Source organism: Paenibacillus alba (genome assembly GCF_013204855.1).
GTDB classification, from domain to species: Bacteria; Bacillota; Bacilli; order Paenibacillales; family NBRC-103111; genus Paenibacillus_E; species Paenibacillus_E alba.
In genome coordinates this window covers 55145-70452 of sequence record NZ_JABMKZ010000024.1, presented here as the reverse complement: position 1 = coordinate 70452, position 15308 = coordinate 55145, and the positions used below count along the sequence as shown (strand labels likewise).

General features: G+C 49.7%; 13 protein-coding genes and 1 riboswitch. Of the genes, 9 read left to right on the top strand and 4 right to left on the bottom strand.

Annotation, left to right across the window (positions count from 1 at the left end):
• Positions 1-11: 11 nt before the first annotated feature.
• Positions 12-263 carry a hypothetical protein gene (locus HQN90_RS25030; RefSeq protein ID WP_173223787.1) on the top strand — a complete coding sequence of 84 codons (252 nt, stop codon included), beginning with the start codon at positions 12-14 and terminating at the stop codon, positions 261-263.
• Positions 264-992: 729 nt separating this feature from the next.
• Here the strand turns inward: HQN90_RS25030 and HQN90_RS25025 are convergent.
• The 3 genes from HQN90_RS25025 to HQN90_RS25015 form a co-directional block, all read right to left on the bottom strand.
• Positions 993-2300, bottom strand: coding sequence for a beta-propeller fold lactonase family protein (locus tag HQN90_RS25025; protein WP_173223785.1), 1308 nt, complete (start codon positions 2298-2300; stop codon positions 993-995).
• A gap of 135 nt (positions 2301-2435) precedes the next feature.
• Entirely contained in the window at positions 2436-3914 is a 1479-nt protein-coding gene (locus HQN90_RS25020; RefSeq protein ID WP_173223783.1) for an S-layer homology domain-containing protein, read from the bottom strand.
• Positions 3915-4188: 274 nt separating this feature from the next.
• Entirely contained in the window at positions 4189-4806 is a 618-nt protein-coding gene (locus HQN90_RS25015; protein ID WP_173223781.1) for a biotin transporter BioY, read from the bottom strand.
• Between the two features lie 124 nt (positions 4807-4930).
• Here HQN90_RS25015 and HQN90_RS25010 point away from each other — a divergent pair, with 124 nt between their 5' ends.
• The 8 genes from HQN90_RS25010 (at position 4931) to HQN90_RS24975 (ending at position 14778) form a co-directional block, all read left to right on the top strand.
• Complete coding sequence (locus HQN90_RS25010; protein WP_173223779.1) at positions 4931-5770, top strand: energy-coupling factor ABC transporter ATP-binding protein; 840 nt, start codon at positions 4931-4933, stop codon at positions 5768-5770.
• Complete coding sequence (locus tag HQN90_RS25005) at positions 5761-7434, top strand: ATP-binding cassette domain-containing protein (RefSeq protein WP_173223777.1); 1674 nt, start codon at positions 5761-5763, stop codon at positions 7432-7434. The genes HQN90_RS25010 and HQN90_RS25005 overlap by 10 nt, the downstream gene beginning before the upstream one ends.
• A gap of 34 nt (positions 7435-7468) precedes the next feature.
• The gene (locus HQN90_RS25000) at positions 7469-7621 is read left to right on the top strand and encodes a hypothetical protein (RefSeq protein ID WP_173223775.1); all 153 of its coding nucleotides are present in this window, start codon (positions 7469-7471) and stop codon (positions 7619-7621) included.
• Between the two features lie 924 nt (positions 7622-8545).
• Positions 8546-9316 carry an EcsC family protein gene (locus HQN90_RS24995; RefSeq protein ID WP_173223773.1) on the top strand — a complete coding sequence of 257 codons (771 nt, stop codon included), beginning with the start codon at positions 8546-8548 and terminating at the stop codon, positions 9314-9316.
• A gap of 602 nt (positions 9317-9918) precedes the next feature.
• Positions 9919-11148 carry an NAD(P)/FAD-dependent oxidoreductase gene (locus tag HQN90_RS24990; protein WP_173223771.1) on the top strand — a complete coding sequence of 410 codons (1230 nt, stop codon included), beginning with the start codon at positions 9919-9921 and terminating at the stop codon, positions 11146-11148.
• A 207-nt stretch (positions 11149-11355) separates the two neighbouring features.
• A riboswitch (cyclic di-AMP (ydaO/yuaA leader) is annotated at positions 11356-11506 on the top strand.
• A gap of 98 nt (positions 11507-11604) precedes the next feature.
• Entirely contained in the window at positions 11605-13440 is a 1836-nt protein-coding gene (locus tag HQN90_RS24985; RefSeq protein WP_173223769.1) for an APC family permease, read from the top strand.
• A gap of 55 nt (positions 13441-13495) precedes the next feature.
• Positions 13496-13756, top strand: a complete 261-nt coding sequence (locus HQN90_RS24980; RefSeq protein WP_173223767.1) for a YqkE family protein — start codon at positions 13496-13498, stop codon at positions 13754-13756.
• Positions 13753-14778 carry a polysaccharide deacetylase family protein gene (locus HQN90_RS24975; RefSeq protein WP_216855453.1) on the top strand — a complete coding sequence of 342 codons (1026 nt, stop codon included), beginning with the start codon at positions 13753-13755 and terminating at the stop codon, positions 14776-14778. The genes HQN90_RS24980 and HQN90_RS24975 overlap by 4 nt, the downstream gene beginning before the upstream one ends.
• Before the next feature lie 306 nt (positions 14779-15084).
• On the opposite strand, the gene HQN90_RS24970 is transcribed toward HQN90_RS24975, so the two are convergent.
• Positions 15085-15300: a hypothetical protein gene (locus tag HQN90_RS24970; protein ID WP_079410438.1), complete on the bottom strand. Its 216-nt coding sequence runs from the start codon at positions 15298-15300 to the stop codon at positions 15085-15087.
• Between the last annotated feature and the right edge of the window lie 8 nt (positions 15301-15308).

Here is a 15308-nt window from a genome sequence, read left to right as displayed (position 1 = left end):
GCAGTGATGTGATGTCCCGAGCGATTGCTGAGAGCAACATCAGAAGCAAGGCCGAAAGCGACATCGAAAGAAGCACGGAAGGCGCATCAGAAGCAAGACCGAAAGAAGCGCCAAAAGGAGCGCCCAAAGAAGCATCGAAAGAAGCGCCAAAAGAAGCACTGAAAGAAGCGCCAAAAGTAGCACCAAAAGTAGCGCCAAAAGAAGCATCAAAAGGAGCCAAAAATAAGCACCAAAAGGAGCGCCAAAAGGAGCACCAAAAGTAGCACCAAAAGGAGCACCAAAAGGAGCACCGATAGAAGCGCCAAAAGATGCACCAAAAGTAGCATCGAAAGAAGCGCCAAAAGGAGCACCAAAAGGAGCACCGAAAGAAGCATCAAAAGGAGCACCAAAAGAAGCATCGAAAGAAGCGCCAAAAGGAGCACCAAAAGAAGCATCGAAAGGAGCGCCAAAAGAAGCATCGAAAGGAGCGCCAAAAGAAGCACTGAAAGAAGCGCCAAAAGTAGCACCAAAAATAGCGCAAAAGAAGCATCAAAAGGAGCCCAAAATAAGCACCAAAATCAACGCCGCTAGAGCTTTGCCCTGCTGCCGCTCACAAAAGATGCAAAAGTGCAGGCTTTTTCAACAAAATAGACTTAAAAGAGAGAAAACCTGCGATTATGCAGGTTTTTTAACGATTTTCGCACCTTTATTGAAAATTTGCCCTCAAAAGATGCATAATCGCAGGAATTTGCAGATGAAGTCGATTTAGAGGGTATAAAACCTGCACAATTGCAGGCTTATCGTCGCACCGCGTGCGCCTCCCGGCGCGCGGTGCTCGGTCACACGTCGGCTGTCAAACTTCGTGCGCATTTACATTAGAGGCAGCTCCGTTAGAAAGCTGTAAGTGCCCGTGGGTGCTGCAACACGGTTTGTCCATGAGAGGTTTCCGTCTCAGGGAGACAGCAATTGCTAGCTCAAGCCAACTCCGCTGTACATGTACTCCTCTTTCTCGCCTATCGACTCAACAATTGAACATCAAGCGGATAATCAGGCAGCTCCAGTTCGCGAACAGCGCCGGATAGCAGATCAACGACAGTCATCCCGTTCCAGCCTGTGTTGGCATAAGTGACGCCGCCAGTCAGGTAGGCATAATGACTGTCAGCGCTGCTCGCAACCATCTGGTGCATGCGCGTAAGGGGAATGATTTTCTCCGTGTAGGTGTTCACATCGAGCACGGTGAGGATCGGCTTGCCTGTAGCGCTGCCAGCCGCTCCATTGCCGACGATGAGCAGCTGCTTGCCGTCAGGCGTAAGGGCAATGCCTTCCTGATGCGTGTTGCCAGTCAGCGGCTTCGTTTCGTACTTGCCGCTGACCGGGTCAAGCACGACGAGTCCGCGGCCTTGGTAAGGCAGAAGCAGCTGACCGTCGGCACGAACGACCGCATAGTGGGGCTTCTCAAAGCCACCTCGACCGAAGGGCGCAGCTTCCAGTGTGCGAGCTTTATGAGTCGAGGAATCTACAGCTGTCACTGAGTAAGAATCGTGGTCGATGGTGTATACTTCGCGGCCGTCAAGACTGGTGACGACGTCAAAGGGACGGATGCCAATAGGGACGCTGCCTGTCACGGCAAGCTTCGCGGTATCCACGATTTCAAGCTGGCTTTTGGCGCTGCTGCCGGATACGTATACGCCTACGTAGACGAATTTCCCGTCAGGAGAGACTGCAATGCCCATACCGCCTGGACGATATTCGCCATATTGGGACATGTCTAGTGCTGTTTGATACGGTATAAGCGCTACTCGTACTCGCGACTGCGTATCAACGACAGCAATGCCCTCCGCTGTAGAGACATAAGCGCGATGATTCGGTCCTTCTGCAATTGCAAAAGGAGCTTTGCCGACGATTAGTTTCTCGAAGTGACCCGTATCCGGGTCCAAGAAAGAGATATAGTCACTTTTGGAGTGAGTAATCAGCAGGATTGGGGCTAGTGCTAGTGCTGGTGTTGGTGTTGTTAGTGCTGTATTATCTTCGGTTGCATTTATAGGTGTTGGCGTTGAAGATGGCGTAGATGTAGATGTAGATGTAGATGTAGATGTAGATGTAGATGGTGATGATATGGATGCTGACGGCGTTGCTGTTGACGCAACAGAAGAAGCCGCCTTAGGAATAGAGCTTGTCGCCGTTACTTCAGTGGAAGAAATCGCTTTTGGCGAATTTGTGCTGAGTCCAGCGGACGCATCAGAATGTGCTCCACAACCGGCTAATACAACTAACAGGGTGAACAAAATCAACATATAACCAAAGGATTTATTTGTAAACAACACAGACTGTCACCTCAATTTAAAAGTTATGCAACAGGGCTTTCATGGATTTCTCTAGTTTTATCGCGGGGAGCGGGGCCGTAAACGAGAAAAGAGCACCTTCTCCAAGGCACTCTTTCCTCCGCATTCAGAATGTTATTTTGCTAATGTGACAGATGCTCCTTGAGCTGCTGTCGCCCAGTTGCCAACTGGAGCAACGGTATAAGCTGTACCTGGCACGAGTTGGGCATTATTCAGCAATGCGAATGTACCTACAGCTCCTTTACGCGAGGTCAACGTGTACTCAGCTGTCAAAACCGTGCCATCTGCAGCGGTTAGACTCACTCGGCGAGAAACAAAAATCTCATCTTTTGGATCCTCTGAAAGGGTAACAGCGACCGTCTTGGCATCCACCGCGGCAGCGGATTGAATAGCAAGCGGAGCGATTTCTTTGGCCGTAAAGGTTGGATTCGCTATGGTTGCCCAGTCCGCTGAAACAGTGTAAGTCACGCCAGGCTTAAACGTTGCGCCGTCTGGAAGTATAAATTTAGGTGCCTGTCTGCCATCCGTAGCTTGGGTAAAAAGCAGATAATTCGCAGTCATCGGGACTCCGCCCTGAGGCGTGATTTGCACCTGACGGGTACGCATAGATGAAAGAATTTGATACGTTGTGCCGTTGTACTTGTTCGTCTCATCGACGATGAAAGCACCAGGTCGGCTCTTGCTGTAAGCGGCAATGACATATCCATAGTCAGCAACACCGTCTGCAAGATGGGATTCCACTTCGAATACATCATTGGTCACCTGGTCCGTGGATTTCAGGGCGATTTTCTCTGTGCTCGCTGTGAATGTTCCGGCAGGCTGACCTTTATAGGTTAGTGAATAGGTTGTCCCTGCTTTTTGGGTGGGAACCGGAATAAGGTAAGTGGATGTGGAGCCTGTTTTGAGTCGTGGAACGTTGCTGATCGCCAGGCCATTGTCAAAAACAAAGTTTTTGGAAGCGGGCTCCAGCTCTAATTCAGTCGTCGGAATCGGCGCCGAGAAGGTCACTTGCAGCGTAATGGCATTCAAAGCCTGCAGCTTGGTTACTTGAATTGGCGCTATTTGTTGCGCCTCAACAATCAAAAGAGCGGCTTGACCGCGAGTCACTTGACTGCCTGTGAGCGAAGCGAAGCTTGGCAGCTGCTGTACAGCTGTTTTTTCTACTTTTAACACGTTGGCAATCCATTCGGACAGTTGGTCTGCGGAGACAGATTGGGTTGGTTGAAATTGTCCGTTAGTCCCTTTCATGATACCAAGAGAGCTGAGCGAAACCGCATAATCATAAAACCAATCGGTTTTGGCAACATCTGTGAAGCTGTTTGCTGCTGCCGCATTCAGATTCACATGAAAGGCCAGAGATATCATTTTGGCTAATTCTGCGCGGGTTACCGATTGATTTGGCTTGAAGGTATGGTTCTCGTAGCCAGAAATAATTTGCTGCTGAGCTAATTGTTCAATCGCGGTCTGTATTTGAGCAGAGCTGGCGGAATCAGTGAAAGGACTGGCGGCAAATGCGTTAAACGGAACAATAGCGGACAAACCTACGGCGGCTGTAATGGTCAAAACGGCTAGTGCTTTTTTGTTGTTTTTCATCTATAACACTCCTATTCGATTTTAAGTTTTGTTAGCGTGCTGTCGTCTACAAGAACAAGCTTACACGTCAGAGCATTACAATCGAATAAAAAATCAGGTATTCACATTACAAAATCGTAAAAATGAATGGTTACAATTTTACATATGGAGAGGGGCCGAGCTTATTTTTATTTCATTTAAGATAGAAAGATAAAGGCCCTACAACTGTCAAAGATGCGAGTGAGGGCTCAGATCTTTAACGGCTGCAAGGCCATTTTGGGAATAAATATAGAAATTAATTAGCGAAAGTATCTCGCTTGTTGTCTTGTTGAATAATGCTGTGTGAAGAGGAGCCCGTGAGTCTTTGCGGCGGGAAGACCTGACGAACAGAAGCTACAATAAACGCGGCCACTGCAGCTTTGATCGCATCGCCTAGCAGGAAAGGATAGCAGCCTTGTACCATTGCTGTAGCAAACGTATAGGCAGGAACTTTGTACATCAGCCAAGGAACTCCAGCAAGGTAGAGCAGTAAAGAACCGAATATTTCAAGGACAAGGAAAGTAGAAATGAATCCTACTACGCCGTTTTTCACGCGAATACGAGGTAAAATTAGACCAATTAATAGAGCTGAGAAGGGCCAGATCATGATAAAGCCTCCAGTGGGACCAAGGACAATACCAATTCCGCCACTCCCATGCAGCATAGGGAAGCCAAGCGCAGTAAGGACTACGACGAGAGCCATACTAAGAAAGCCGTATCTGGCACCCAGCAAACCACCGGCTAGCATAACGGCTAGCGTTTGCAAGGTAATGGGTACAGGGGAGACCGGGAGTGAGATTTTGAAAAAGCTGAATAAGACGAGAAAAGCTGCAAAAAGTGCACTGAAAATAACGCCGCGCAAAGTAAGTTTCATATTGTTCATCGCTCCTGTTTCTGTTATTGTTAGGTTATTGTCAACTTTATGTATTTGCGTTGGTTTACAATCAACAATCAGATAATAGCATATCTTTTGGGAAAGTGGAAGGAACAATTTATATATGTCAAAAAGAGAGATTTTAGCTTCATTACAACAAGCTTCGGTTGTTTATCGAACAGAATCGGGAGAAGGCCGGCGTGTGTGGTCCGACGTTTCTATGGACATTTGCAAGGGAGATTGGATTGTGGTTATAGGTCCAAACGGCAGCGGCAAGAGCACTTTAGCCAGTGTACTGCTAGGGTTATGTTCGCTATCCAGCGGCAGGATGGAGCATCAGAAGTCTTTCGTTGTCACCCGAGGTGTGCTGCAAATTCCAGACGCTCAATTCGTAGGAGACACGATTAGGGAAGAGCTGGACTATGTGCTGCCACAGCGGAAATTCGAAGCAGAATCGCTTGCTGCATGGTATGCAGAAACGTTGTTGGCTGTTGGATTAACACTCCCTATCGAGCGATCGTTGAATACGCTGTCCGGCGGACAAAAGCAGCTGGTGAATCTAGCAGCAGCACTTGCCGTTCAACCTGAGCTTCTTATCTTGGATGAACCTACAGCTATGCTGGATCCGGCAGCAAGGAAAGAAGTGAGACAAGCTGTAAGAGAAGCTTATCAGCGAGGGACTACGGTGGTGTGGATTACGCATCGTTTGGAAGAAGTGGCTGATGCTACACGGGTTATTGGTTTCGGCGAAGGCCGAATATTCTTTGAGGGGGAGCCGAGGGCATTTTTTTATGGCGAAAATGGGGGCGATCTTCCCGTCATGACACCTTGCATGGAGCTCGGGCTCGATGCGCCTTATGTCATTAAGACAGCGATAGGTCTTTTGCAGCAAGGATGCCGCTTGGGGCTGCTCCCTCTTAGCATGGAAGAACTGGCTGAGGCGGTGGCAGCATCATGGGCCTAAAGCTCACGGATATTCGGGTGCAAGCTCCCGATGACCCCAGCAATGATCTATTGAAGGACATCCAATTTGATCTGGCTGATGGATCGGTTACGGTGTTGATCGGACATACAGGGTCAGGAAAGTCAACACTTCTGCAAGTTATGGCGGGTATCCTTGAGCCTACGGCAGGAGGAATTACGCTAGATCAGCAGCCTCTGTGGCAGAAAAGGAAAGTCAACCAAGCCCAGCTGCTTCGGCTGGGCTTGACGTTCCAATTTCCCGAGCAGCAATTGTTCGCCCGCAGCATTCGTCAAGAATTTGCTTACTCTCTGCGTCCTTATAAGCTGGAGAAGGCAGAACGAGAGCGTCGTATGGCTGCGGCATGTGCCGACCTCGATCCGCATGGTGTCTTCGTCATGGACAGGTCGCCTTTTGCGCTGAGCGGCGGCGAGCAGCGCCGGCTTGCGCTCGCTACGACTTTCGCCACAGGGCCGGATTGGCTCCTCATGGATGAGCCAACCGCAGGCCTTGAGGCGGCGGCCGTCCGCGAATTGCTGCGCCTTATTCGCGAGCGGGGGCGTGGCGGCTTCGTCATCGCCACTCACGATCTGGACACGTTCCTGCCGTTGGCAGACCGTGTCCTCGTGCTAGACCGCGGCGAGCTCGTCTTCTACGGCACGCCGGAAGCTTTGTGCCGCGCGCCGGAGCTGCTGACGCGCGCGGGTGTCGGCCTCCCGAGCTGCGCGGAGGCCGCGGCCGCGATGGCGCGCTATGGCATCGCCATCGCGCCAGACCTGCTTACGCCGGCGCTTGCTGTGCCGGCGATCGTCGAGGCGCTGCGTGAACGCGGCAGCGCTGGTTTTGCCCCGGCGCCGCGAGCGGCAGCGCCGGGCTCAGCGGCCGCGCGCGAAGCGAGCGCGGCTTCGCCGCCGCCGCAGGCCGCGTGGCTGCGGGTCGACCCGCGCGCGAAGTGGCTGCTCTACCTGCTGCTCGTCATCGGCACGATGCAGCAGCAGCAGTGGAGCGGCCTCGCGGCAGCAGGCCTGCTCCTCGGCTTCGCCTTTCTCGGCCTGCCGCGTGCGGTGCTTCGCGGCAGCTGGAAGATCGCGGTGCCATTTCTGATCTTTATGGCACTTTCGATCCTGCTGGCCGGAATGGATTGGACCACGCCAGAGGGACAGTTCCGCCTGGGCTACTCGATGGAGCGCGGCTGGAGCACAGCATTTACCGTGACCCGGTTGTTTCTGGTCATTTTGGACGGCTACTGGTTAGCGGTGACGACACCATACGGACAGCTCGTCGAAGGGCTGAATTGGGCCTTGAGGTATTTGGCCAAAATGAAGCTCCCCGTCGCCTCCTTTTCCTTAGCCGTGTCGGTCATGTTTCGCTTCATACCGATGATACTGCGGGAATGGCAGCGGTTCTCGGCCATCGTCCGAGCGCGAGGCAAAGCTGCTATTCGCCCAGGTTCGGTAAGGTCGCGGGATATCCCAGCGCTCGTTGTTCCTTTGCTGCTCGCCATGTTTCACAAGGCGGAGCAGCTAACGGTTGCTATGGAAATGAAGCAAATCGATGGAAACAAGCTGCTTCTGAGGAAAAGCACGTTAAGCTGGCAGCGCAGAGATAGCCTCTTTGTCGTTCTCGGCGTTGTTGGTTTTGGCCTTCTTATTTTGGTCCGTAAATAGATGGGGCTGATGCTGAGGCAGGACAAGGTAGGGGATGCGTGGGCATGCTCGGGTAGGTAAAGGCAAGACAAGGCATGAAATTCGTGGAATGGAGTTTGAGGGGCAGGACGAGGCAGAGCAGGCAGAGCAGGCAGAGCAGGCAGAGCAGAGCATGGAAGCGGCTTTTAGTACGAAGTCTAAGCAGTAGATTTTCGGAGGCCGGAGAATCCTCAGATCCTACTAGCACCGAAACTGAAACGGAACTACGATACGCTATTTCCGAGAAAAATGGCAAAATAGACTCGAAACGGAACTACGATACGCTATATGTCCCCAAAAGCTCAATTTGAGTGAAAAACGAAGCAAATAGCGTACCGTAGTTCCGCTTGCGGAGAAAAAGTCGCTATTTTGCCCAAATAGCGCCCTCTAGTTCCGTTTCAATTGAAAAGGACCGTCGTTTCTCGTCTAGCAACGTGCAGAATGGCATATTTACAAGAGAAATTTCATCAGAAGGGGAGGATTCCCTTGAAATCTGATAACTTGTAAGACAATACTTTTCACCGTACAATGTTATTCTACTAGCCGATTCTGCTTTCTCCTCGCTCACTCGTGCCAAGCGCTATCTTCTTCCGCGATCCTCCTCTTGCGTCATCCATCACGATCCTTCCTCATCGCGCCTGCCAGCGTATTTCCAACTCCGATCCTTCTAAATCCTCATTCATCACCCCGGCTCATTCCAGTTCAGACCTCATCCCAACCCGACCATCAGTCTAAATCGCCCAAGCTTTGCATACTCATCACCTCACAAGCACACCTCATCCCAAACCCGACCATCAGTCTAAATCGCCCAAGCTTTGCATACTCATCACCTCACAAGCACACCTCATCCCAAACCCACCATTAGTCTAAATCGCCCAAGCTTTGCACACTCCACACTTCACATGCACCACCTCATCCCAAACACACTATTTGTCCAACTTACTCGAACAGCTTTGCACACTTCACAAACACTACATCTCAACCCTCCATTTATCGAACGCTATTCCCGTTCTGCATCCCCCTAAACAAGTCATGTTGAGACTATGAGCCTCGTATACTATACTTTGATTAAGAATATGGACGGCGGTGAACTATGGAAGCGGAATACACCCTATACGAGCAGCAATTGGCAAGGCAACTGAAACGCTGGGAAATTAGGCAGCAGAAGACACCGAATGTCGTGGAGAGGGCTTCCAAATCACTCCAAACCGGGATTAACAATCTGATCCCCGACAAGGTTCACAAAACGATAACGGCAACGGTCAAAGGTATCATCCAAACGACCTTATTCGGCATCAATTATATTCCGGCCCAAGAGCCGCTCTATGATGTATCTTTAGCAGACAGGGATGCGAAGGCAGAAGAGCTGCTATCTCTTTATAAAAAGATTGCCGCAGCCGAAGGCGCAGGGACGGGAGCGGGAGGCATTCTGCTTGGACTCGCTGATTTTCCTATTTTGCTCGGCATTAAATTGAAATTTCTTTTCGAGCTTGCTCACGTGTACGGTTATTCGACAAAGGATTATAGGGAGCGTTTGTTTATTCTCTACGTTTTTCAGTTGGCCTTTTCGAGCCCGAAGAAGAAGACCGAATTGCTTAAAACGATCAAGAGTTGGCATGTGATTTCGGATTCTTTCCCGCCCGCAGCAGCCTATTTGGATCAAGTAGATTGGCAGCAGCTGCAGCAGGAGTATCGGGATACGATTGATTTTCGCAAAATGCTGCAACTTGTTCCCGGAATTGGCGCCGTTGTGGGGGCTTGGGCAAATTTTGGACTGCTGGAGGAGCTGGGTGTGGCAGGGATGAATTGTTTTCGACTGCGCAGGCTTCAGGATAAAGTAAACATCAAAAGCAAAGAACAGTAAGAGGGAAACCTCGATGTTCTTTGCTTTGCCCCGCGCTTCCGCGCCAGCCCTTCTGCGCCAGCCCTTCTGCGCCAGCCCTTCTGCGCCAGCCCTTCTGCGCTAGCGCTTTCCCAGCAGCACTTTCCCGCCAGCCCTATCTGCCTTATTCTTCCGCGCCTAGCTCATTCTCACCGTGCTCCTAAATGCCCTTTCTCCTTCTTCCCAGACCTACGTCCATCTTCCCATGCTCCTTGTTCTTAATAATCCAGCTCCTTCTCTCTTGCTATAAATCCTGCACCGTCTTCCCTCGCACTTAATAGCCACCCACCGCCTCCGAAGCTCTAAATAATCCAGCTCTCTAATCTCTAAATGCCCTTACTTTGCTTTTGTGTAATCAAGACCACTGAAGACTCATATGATAAGGAGAGAGCCAAACCGCCCCTGCACCCTGATCTAGAATGTGATTATTTTCACATGCGTTTCGTTTTGGGTTTGACAGCCGCCATGCGGCGTCGACACAACGAGCTCCCAAGATCAGCGCGCGTTGGGATTCTCGGTTTGGCCATTAGATTCACCGCAATTTATTAGATCATACAGAGATTCAATCGGAGGAGAGGATTTAGATGAAACCAGCGAAAGTGGTTATTCTGGGTGCAGGGTATGGCGGGATTGTTACAGCGATCAGGCTGCAAAAACTAATCAGAGCAGAAGAAGTGACGGTCACTTTGGTAAATAAGCACGATTATCATTACATCACAACGCATCTGCACATGCCGGCTGCTGGAACCGATCATCATGAGAATGCCCGTGTCTCGATTAGAGAGCTTATAAATGAGCGGAAAATTCACTTCGTCAAATCGACAGTACAGCAAATTTTGCCTGAGGAGAAGAAGGTCATACTGGCTGATGAAACGCTCACCTACGATTACTTGGTTGTGGGCTTGGGCAGTGAGACCGAGACATTTGGCATCCCCGGCTTAAGGGAGCATGCGATGTCAATTAACAGCATTAATAGTGTGCGATTCATTCGTCAGCATATCGAGTATATGTTTGCCAAATATAAGCTAACTTCCAAGCATAGGGAGTACCTGACTTTTGTTGTGGGAGGCGCTGGTTTTACGGGTACGGAGTTTGTCGGAGAGTTAGCGGATCGCCTTCCGGTACTGTGCAGGACTTATGATGTGGATCCCGCCCTTGTGCAAATTATTAATGTGGAAGCCTCGCCTACGGCTTTGCCCCCGGGTCTGCCACACGACCTGGTGGAATACGGCATGGAAGTCATGCGCCGCAAAGGGGTCCAGTATAAACTTTCCACAGCGATTAAGGCTTGCGAGTCAGACGGTGTGCTGTTAGGGGACGGGCAATTTATTCCAGCAGGAACGATTATTTGGTCGGGAGGTGTTCGTGGCAATTCTTTGCTACAGCAGGCCGGATTTGATGTGCAGCGCGGTCGTGTTCGAGTGGATGACTACTTGCGCTCCTTGCAGTATCCCGACGTGTTTATTACGGGTGATTGCTCTATTGTTATGAGCCCGGAAGGAACGCCTTATCCGGCCAATGCCCAGATTGCGGTTCAGCAGGGCTGCAATACGGCCAAAAATTTAATGTATACGTTGCGAGGAAAGCCGCTGCGACCTTTTGCTTATGATTACAAGGGGACAGTAGCTTCGTTAGGCAGGGGGGAAGCCGTGGGCATTCTGAAAGTGAAGAAGGTGAAAGGAAAATTTGCAGCTTTAATCAAAAAAGTGATTGATGCTCGGTACTTATTTCTGATTGGCGGCATTCCCTTGATTTGGAGAAAAATGATTTTCAAACAAAAAATAACGACACGCAATCATCATGTCCGAAGTTAATGTCAAAAAAGCTGCCGTAGAGGTAGCTTTTTTTTTGTTAAAAAGCTCCAGATAAGCGAAATCCGAAGAGAATAGAAGTAAAACAAAGATTTAAATCATTGTAAGCGAATTTATGAGTGATTGAGAGGATGGAATTCAACTTTTTAAGACTTTTCAATCCTTTACTATGCATAAAGAAGAGAGTAGTATTCAGAACGTACGTTACAACTGAATATTTCGCTTAATTTTCTTGATAGAAAAGCGGGGGAACCAATGGTTTCAACGGGGTGAGTAAGGTCCATTCGTGTGCGACCTTTAGGGCAGATTTCTCGCGGCCCGAACCCGACAGCTAACCTCGTAAGCGATCGTGAGAAAGGAGAACATGTGGCTAAGCACAAGGTCGATCCTTGTGTTTTTTTGCGTCCTAAATAGGAAAAAAGTACTCAACACTAGGTTAATTTGGGGGAATTTCGCAGCATGACAAGTGATTCACTGAAAAAAATTGTATTCGGCAAGCCGCTCAAATCGGCAGAACTCGAATCTGAGAAAATGCAGGTCTGGAAGGCACTACCTATTCTATCTTCAGATGCACTCTCATCGGTAGCATATGGTACGGAACAGATTTTACTCGAGCTTGCAACTGTCGGGATTGCCGCTTTTGCGTTCTCATTGCCGATCGCAATCTCCATTATTGCGCTGATTACGCTGCTTGTTCTCAGCTATCGCCAAGTGATTGAGGCCTACCCTATGGGTGGTGGCGCCTACATGGTTGCCAAAGAAAATTTAGGCATGGTATGGGGGAGACTCACCGGGGTCTCGCTGCTTATTGATTATACGCTAACCGTCGCGGTCTCGATTTCGGCCGGTGTGACGGCGATTACTTCGGCTTTTCCGATTACGGTACCTTATATTATACCCATAGCGCTAATCCTTGTTTGGTTGATGGTTTGGCTTAATTTGCGAGGCACATCTGAATCAGGCACCGTTTTTGCGATTCCGACTTACTTTTTTATTCTTTGTATCTTATTGCTGATCGGCAAAGGGATTTTCGATATGCTGAGCGGCTCGATGAATATGCATGCTATTCAGTTCGCACCAAGCTCGATGACGAGTTCTTTAACACTGTTCGTAATCCTCAAAGCTTTCTCTTCCGGTTGTTCGGCCGTGACAGGAATCGAGGCGATTTCTGATGCGGTACCGCATTTCCGTACACCATCCGTGAAAAATGCCAAGCGCACACTCGCTTCGCTAGGGACTTTGCTGGCGATTGTTTTCGGCGGCGTCACCTTGCTCAGCTTGGGCTACGGGATTGTGCCTGATCCGCACGGACATACATCGGTGTTGTCGATGGTGACGGAGCAAGCATTTGGGCGTGGAACACTGTATTTTGCCACACAAATCGGCACCATGCTGATCTTGGTGCTAGCGGCCAACACGAGCTTTAATGGCTTCCCAATTTTGGCGTCCATTATGGCTCAAGATAAAAACTTTCCACGCATGTTCTCCTACCGGGGAGACCGCTTGTCTTTTCATTACGGGATTGTCACTTTAGGGGTTCTGGCTAGCATTCTTTTAATTATTTTCAAAGGCAAGACCGATGCACTTATTCCTTTATATGCGATTGGCGTCTTTTTATCTTTTACATTGGCTCAAAGCGGCCTGGTCCGCAAATGGTTGAGAGAACGAGTGAGAGGCTGGATTGGCAAGTCGCTTATTAATGGTTTGGGAGGCATTGTCTCCTTTGCCGTGCTGCTGATCTTTTGTTTCACCAAATTCAGCGAGGGTGCTTGGATCGTCATTATCGTGACGCCAATTCTGCTCTGGCTCATTACGAAGGTGAGTCATCACTACGATGACGTGGCCAAACAACTGCGCATTGATATTGAGCATGAGCGTGTTTGCACCAAAGAACCTGTAATTATCGTGCCTGTTGCAGGGATTCACCGCGTTGTTGCGCAATCCTTGAACTATGCCAAATCTTTATCCCCTAACGTCATAGCTTTCTATGTATCGTTCTCAGATGAGGATGAAGAAGCGATGCAGGAGAAGTGGGATAAATGGGACCCTGGCGTTCGTCTCGTTGTGTTCAAATCACGTTATCGGACGATTCTGAAGCCGCTGGCTGAATTCATCGAACGCATTGATACCCATGTTTCGGATAAGCAATCCATTATGGTGATCCTGCCCCAATTTATGCCGAAAAAATGGTGGCACCGATTGCTCCACAATCAGTCTGCTGCGCGTATTCGTTCCAAACTCCAGTCGGACAAAGATATTGTTGTCGCAACAGTACCCTATCATTTGCATGAGTAGAGTTGTACAATAAAGGGGAAAACTGTGTGAGAAATGGAACAGAGGTGAACCCGTTATGGCTAAGAAAAAATGGTCGTCTACATCCGCTGATACCAGTGTGCAAGATAAACCAGCAACGCTAAAGGACTTACTTCGCCCAGAAATTCTGGAGGGGCTGAAAGCTCAAGCAGATGCAATGAAAGCGGAGGAACAAGCGCGCAAGGATGCGATCCGAGCTGAGGCAGAAGCTGCACGCAAGGCGGAGGAGAAACGGCTGGAGAACGATTTTGGACACCTGCTCGAGAAGAGCAGCTTGGACTGGAGAAAGCACAAATGAGGGAGCGCAGATTGTGCTTCCTCTTCTTTCTAGTTGCCATGATTGCGCTATCAAGCTGCGAGGCACACAGTTCGCACACAGCTTCTATACCAACGACAAAGACAGCCCCTAACGCAACTTCAGAGCACATTCCCAAACAAACTTCAGAGCAGGTATCTGCTTCAACTACAGATCGCACACCGAACCAAACTTCAGAGCCTACAGTGGCACCAACTTTAAATCCTACACAGACCCAAAATTTAGATCCTAAACAGACCCAAAATTTAGAGCCAACTCCAGTTCTGACTTCTGAATTCACGTCATCCTTATCCACGTCTGCGTTGACAGCGCTAATCGACCGTTATAGCAAGGCAGTCCCGAAGAAGTGGGGCGAGCAAATTACTGGAGTACGGACACATCTGGTGACAAAAGAAAAAGCAATAGCGCTGACATTTGATGCATGTGGCGGCAAAGAAGGCAGCGGATATGATGAGAAATTGATCAACTATTTGATCAAAGAACATATTCCGGCCACCTTATTTATCAATTCCAGATGGATCATTGCCAATCCAGACACGTTTACGAAGCTCGCTGCAAATCCCCTATTCGAGATCGAAAATCACGGGACCGAGCATCGGCCCTTATCTATCAATGGGAAGCCTGCCTATGGCATCGCAGGAACGAAAAACGTGAGCGAAGTCATTCACGAAGTGACCGACAATGCGGACCGGATTGAGCAGCTGACAGGTCGTCGGCCTGTATTTTTTCGCTCAGGTACGGCTTATTACGACGATGTCGCCGCAGCGATCGCTCACGATTTGGGCACCCAGCTGGCAGGCTACAATGTCCTAGGGGACGCAGGTGCCACATACAACACCGATCAGGTCTACCATGCACTAATGAAAGCAAAGAGCGGTTCCATCGTTCTCGCGCACATGAACCACCCCGAAAAAGACACAGCAGAAGGCGTCATCAAAGCAATCCCTGACTTGCAAAAGGCAGGCTTTCAATTCGTCCAGCTTTCTACCTATCCGTTAGAGTAGAAAGCAACCTCATCCCGCGCAAATGAAAGCTGAGCCTGCCAAAAAGGCCGGCTCAAGCTCGGAAACGGCTCGAAACCGACCAAAGTCGCACTGAGCCTGCCAAAAAAGCAGTCTCGGAGGTGGAAAAGCTGCTACTTGCCGCTGAGCCTGCCAAAAAGGCCGGCTCAAGCTCGGAAACGGCTCGAAACCGACCAAAGTCGCACTGAGCCTGCCGAAAAAGCAGTCTCAGCAGCCCGAAAGCAGCCACCTCGCCCTGAGCCTGCCAAAAAGGCCGGCTCAATACGCGAAAGCAGCCACCCCGCGCTCTTATCTTCTTTTCATCTCGAAAAATTCACATGCATCGCGATCATAGTACGTCAAATCGCTGACACGCGTTTGTACGACAATCGTTTTCTCGCTGAAACGGAGGATGATGGCATTCGTATCGACGATATGATCATCTTTGAAAATGCGGACAGGAGCCTGTCGATCCATGGCTTCCTGAAAATCGACATTCGTTACTAAACGCTGATTACTAGCCATTGCGGTAC

Bases quoted from the DNA above. Each gene is read 5' to 3' on its own strand.
- HQN90_RS25020 (WP_173223783.1), bottom strand. From the start codon at position 3,914: ATGAAAAACAACAAAAAAGCACTAGCCGTTTTGACCATTACAGCCGCC.
- HQN90_RS24990 (WP_173223771.1), top strand. From the start codon at position 9,919: ATGAAACCAGCGAAAGTGGTTATTCTGGGTGCAGGGTATGGCGGGATT.
- HQN90_RS25015 (WP_173223781.1), bottom strand. From the start codon at position 4,806: ATGAAACTTACTTTGCGCGGCGTTATTTTCAGTGCACTTTTTGCAGCT.
- HQN90_RS25000 (WP_173223775.1), top strand. From the start codon at position 7,469: ATGCGTGGGCATGCTCGGGTAGGTAAAGGCAAGACAAGGCATGAAATT.
- HQN90_RS25005 (WP_173223777.1), top strand. From the start codon at position 5,761: ATGGGCCTAAAGCTCACGGATATTCGGGTGCAAGCTCCCGATGACCCC.
- HQN90_RS24985 (WP_173223769.1), top strand. From the start codon at position 11,605: ATGACAAGTGATTCACTGAAAAAAATTGTATTCGGCAAGCCGCTCAAA.
- HQN90_RS24995 (WP_173223773.1), top strand. From the start codon at position 8,546: ATGGAAGCGGAATACACCCTATACGAGCAGCAATTGGCAAGGCAACTG.
- HQN90_RS24975 (WP_216855453.1), top strand. From the start codon at position 13,753: ATGAGGGAGCGCAGATTGTGCTTCCTCTTCTTTCTAGTTGCCATGATT.
- HQN90_RS25030 (WP_173223787.1), top strand. From the start codon at position 12: ATGTCCCGAGCGATTGCTGAGAGCAACATCAGAAGCAAGGCCGAAAGC.
- HQN90_RS24980 (WP_173223767.1), top strand. From the start codon at position 13,496: ATGGCTAAGAAAAAATGGTCGTCTACATCCGCTGATACCAGTGTGCAA.
- HQN90_RS25010 (WP_173223779.1), top strand. From the start codon at position 4,931: ATGTCAAAAAGAGAGATTTTAGCTTCATTACAACAAGCTTCGGTTGTT.
- HQN90_RS24970 (WP_079410438.1), bottom strand. From the start codon at position 15,300: ATGGCTAGTAATCAGCGTTTAGTAACGAATGTCGATTTTCAGGAAGCC.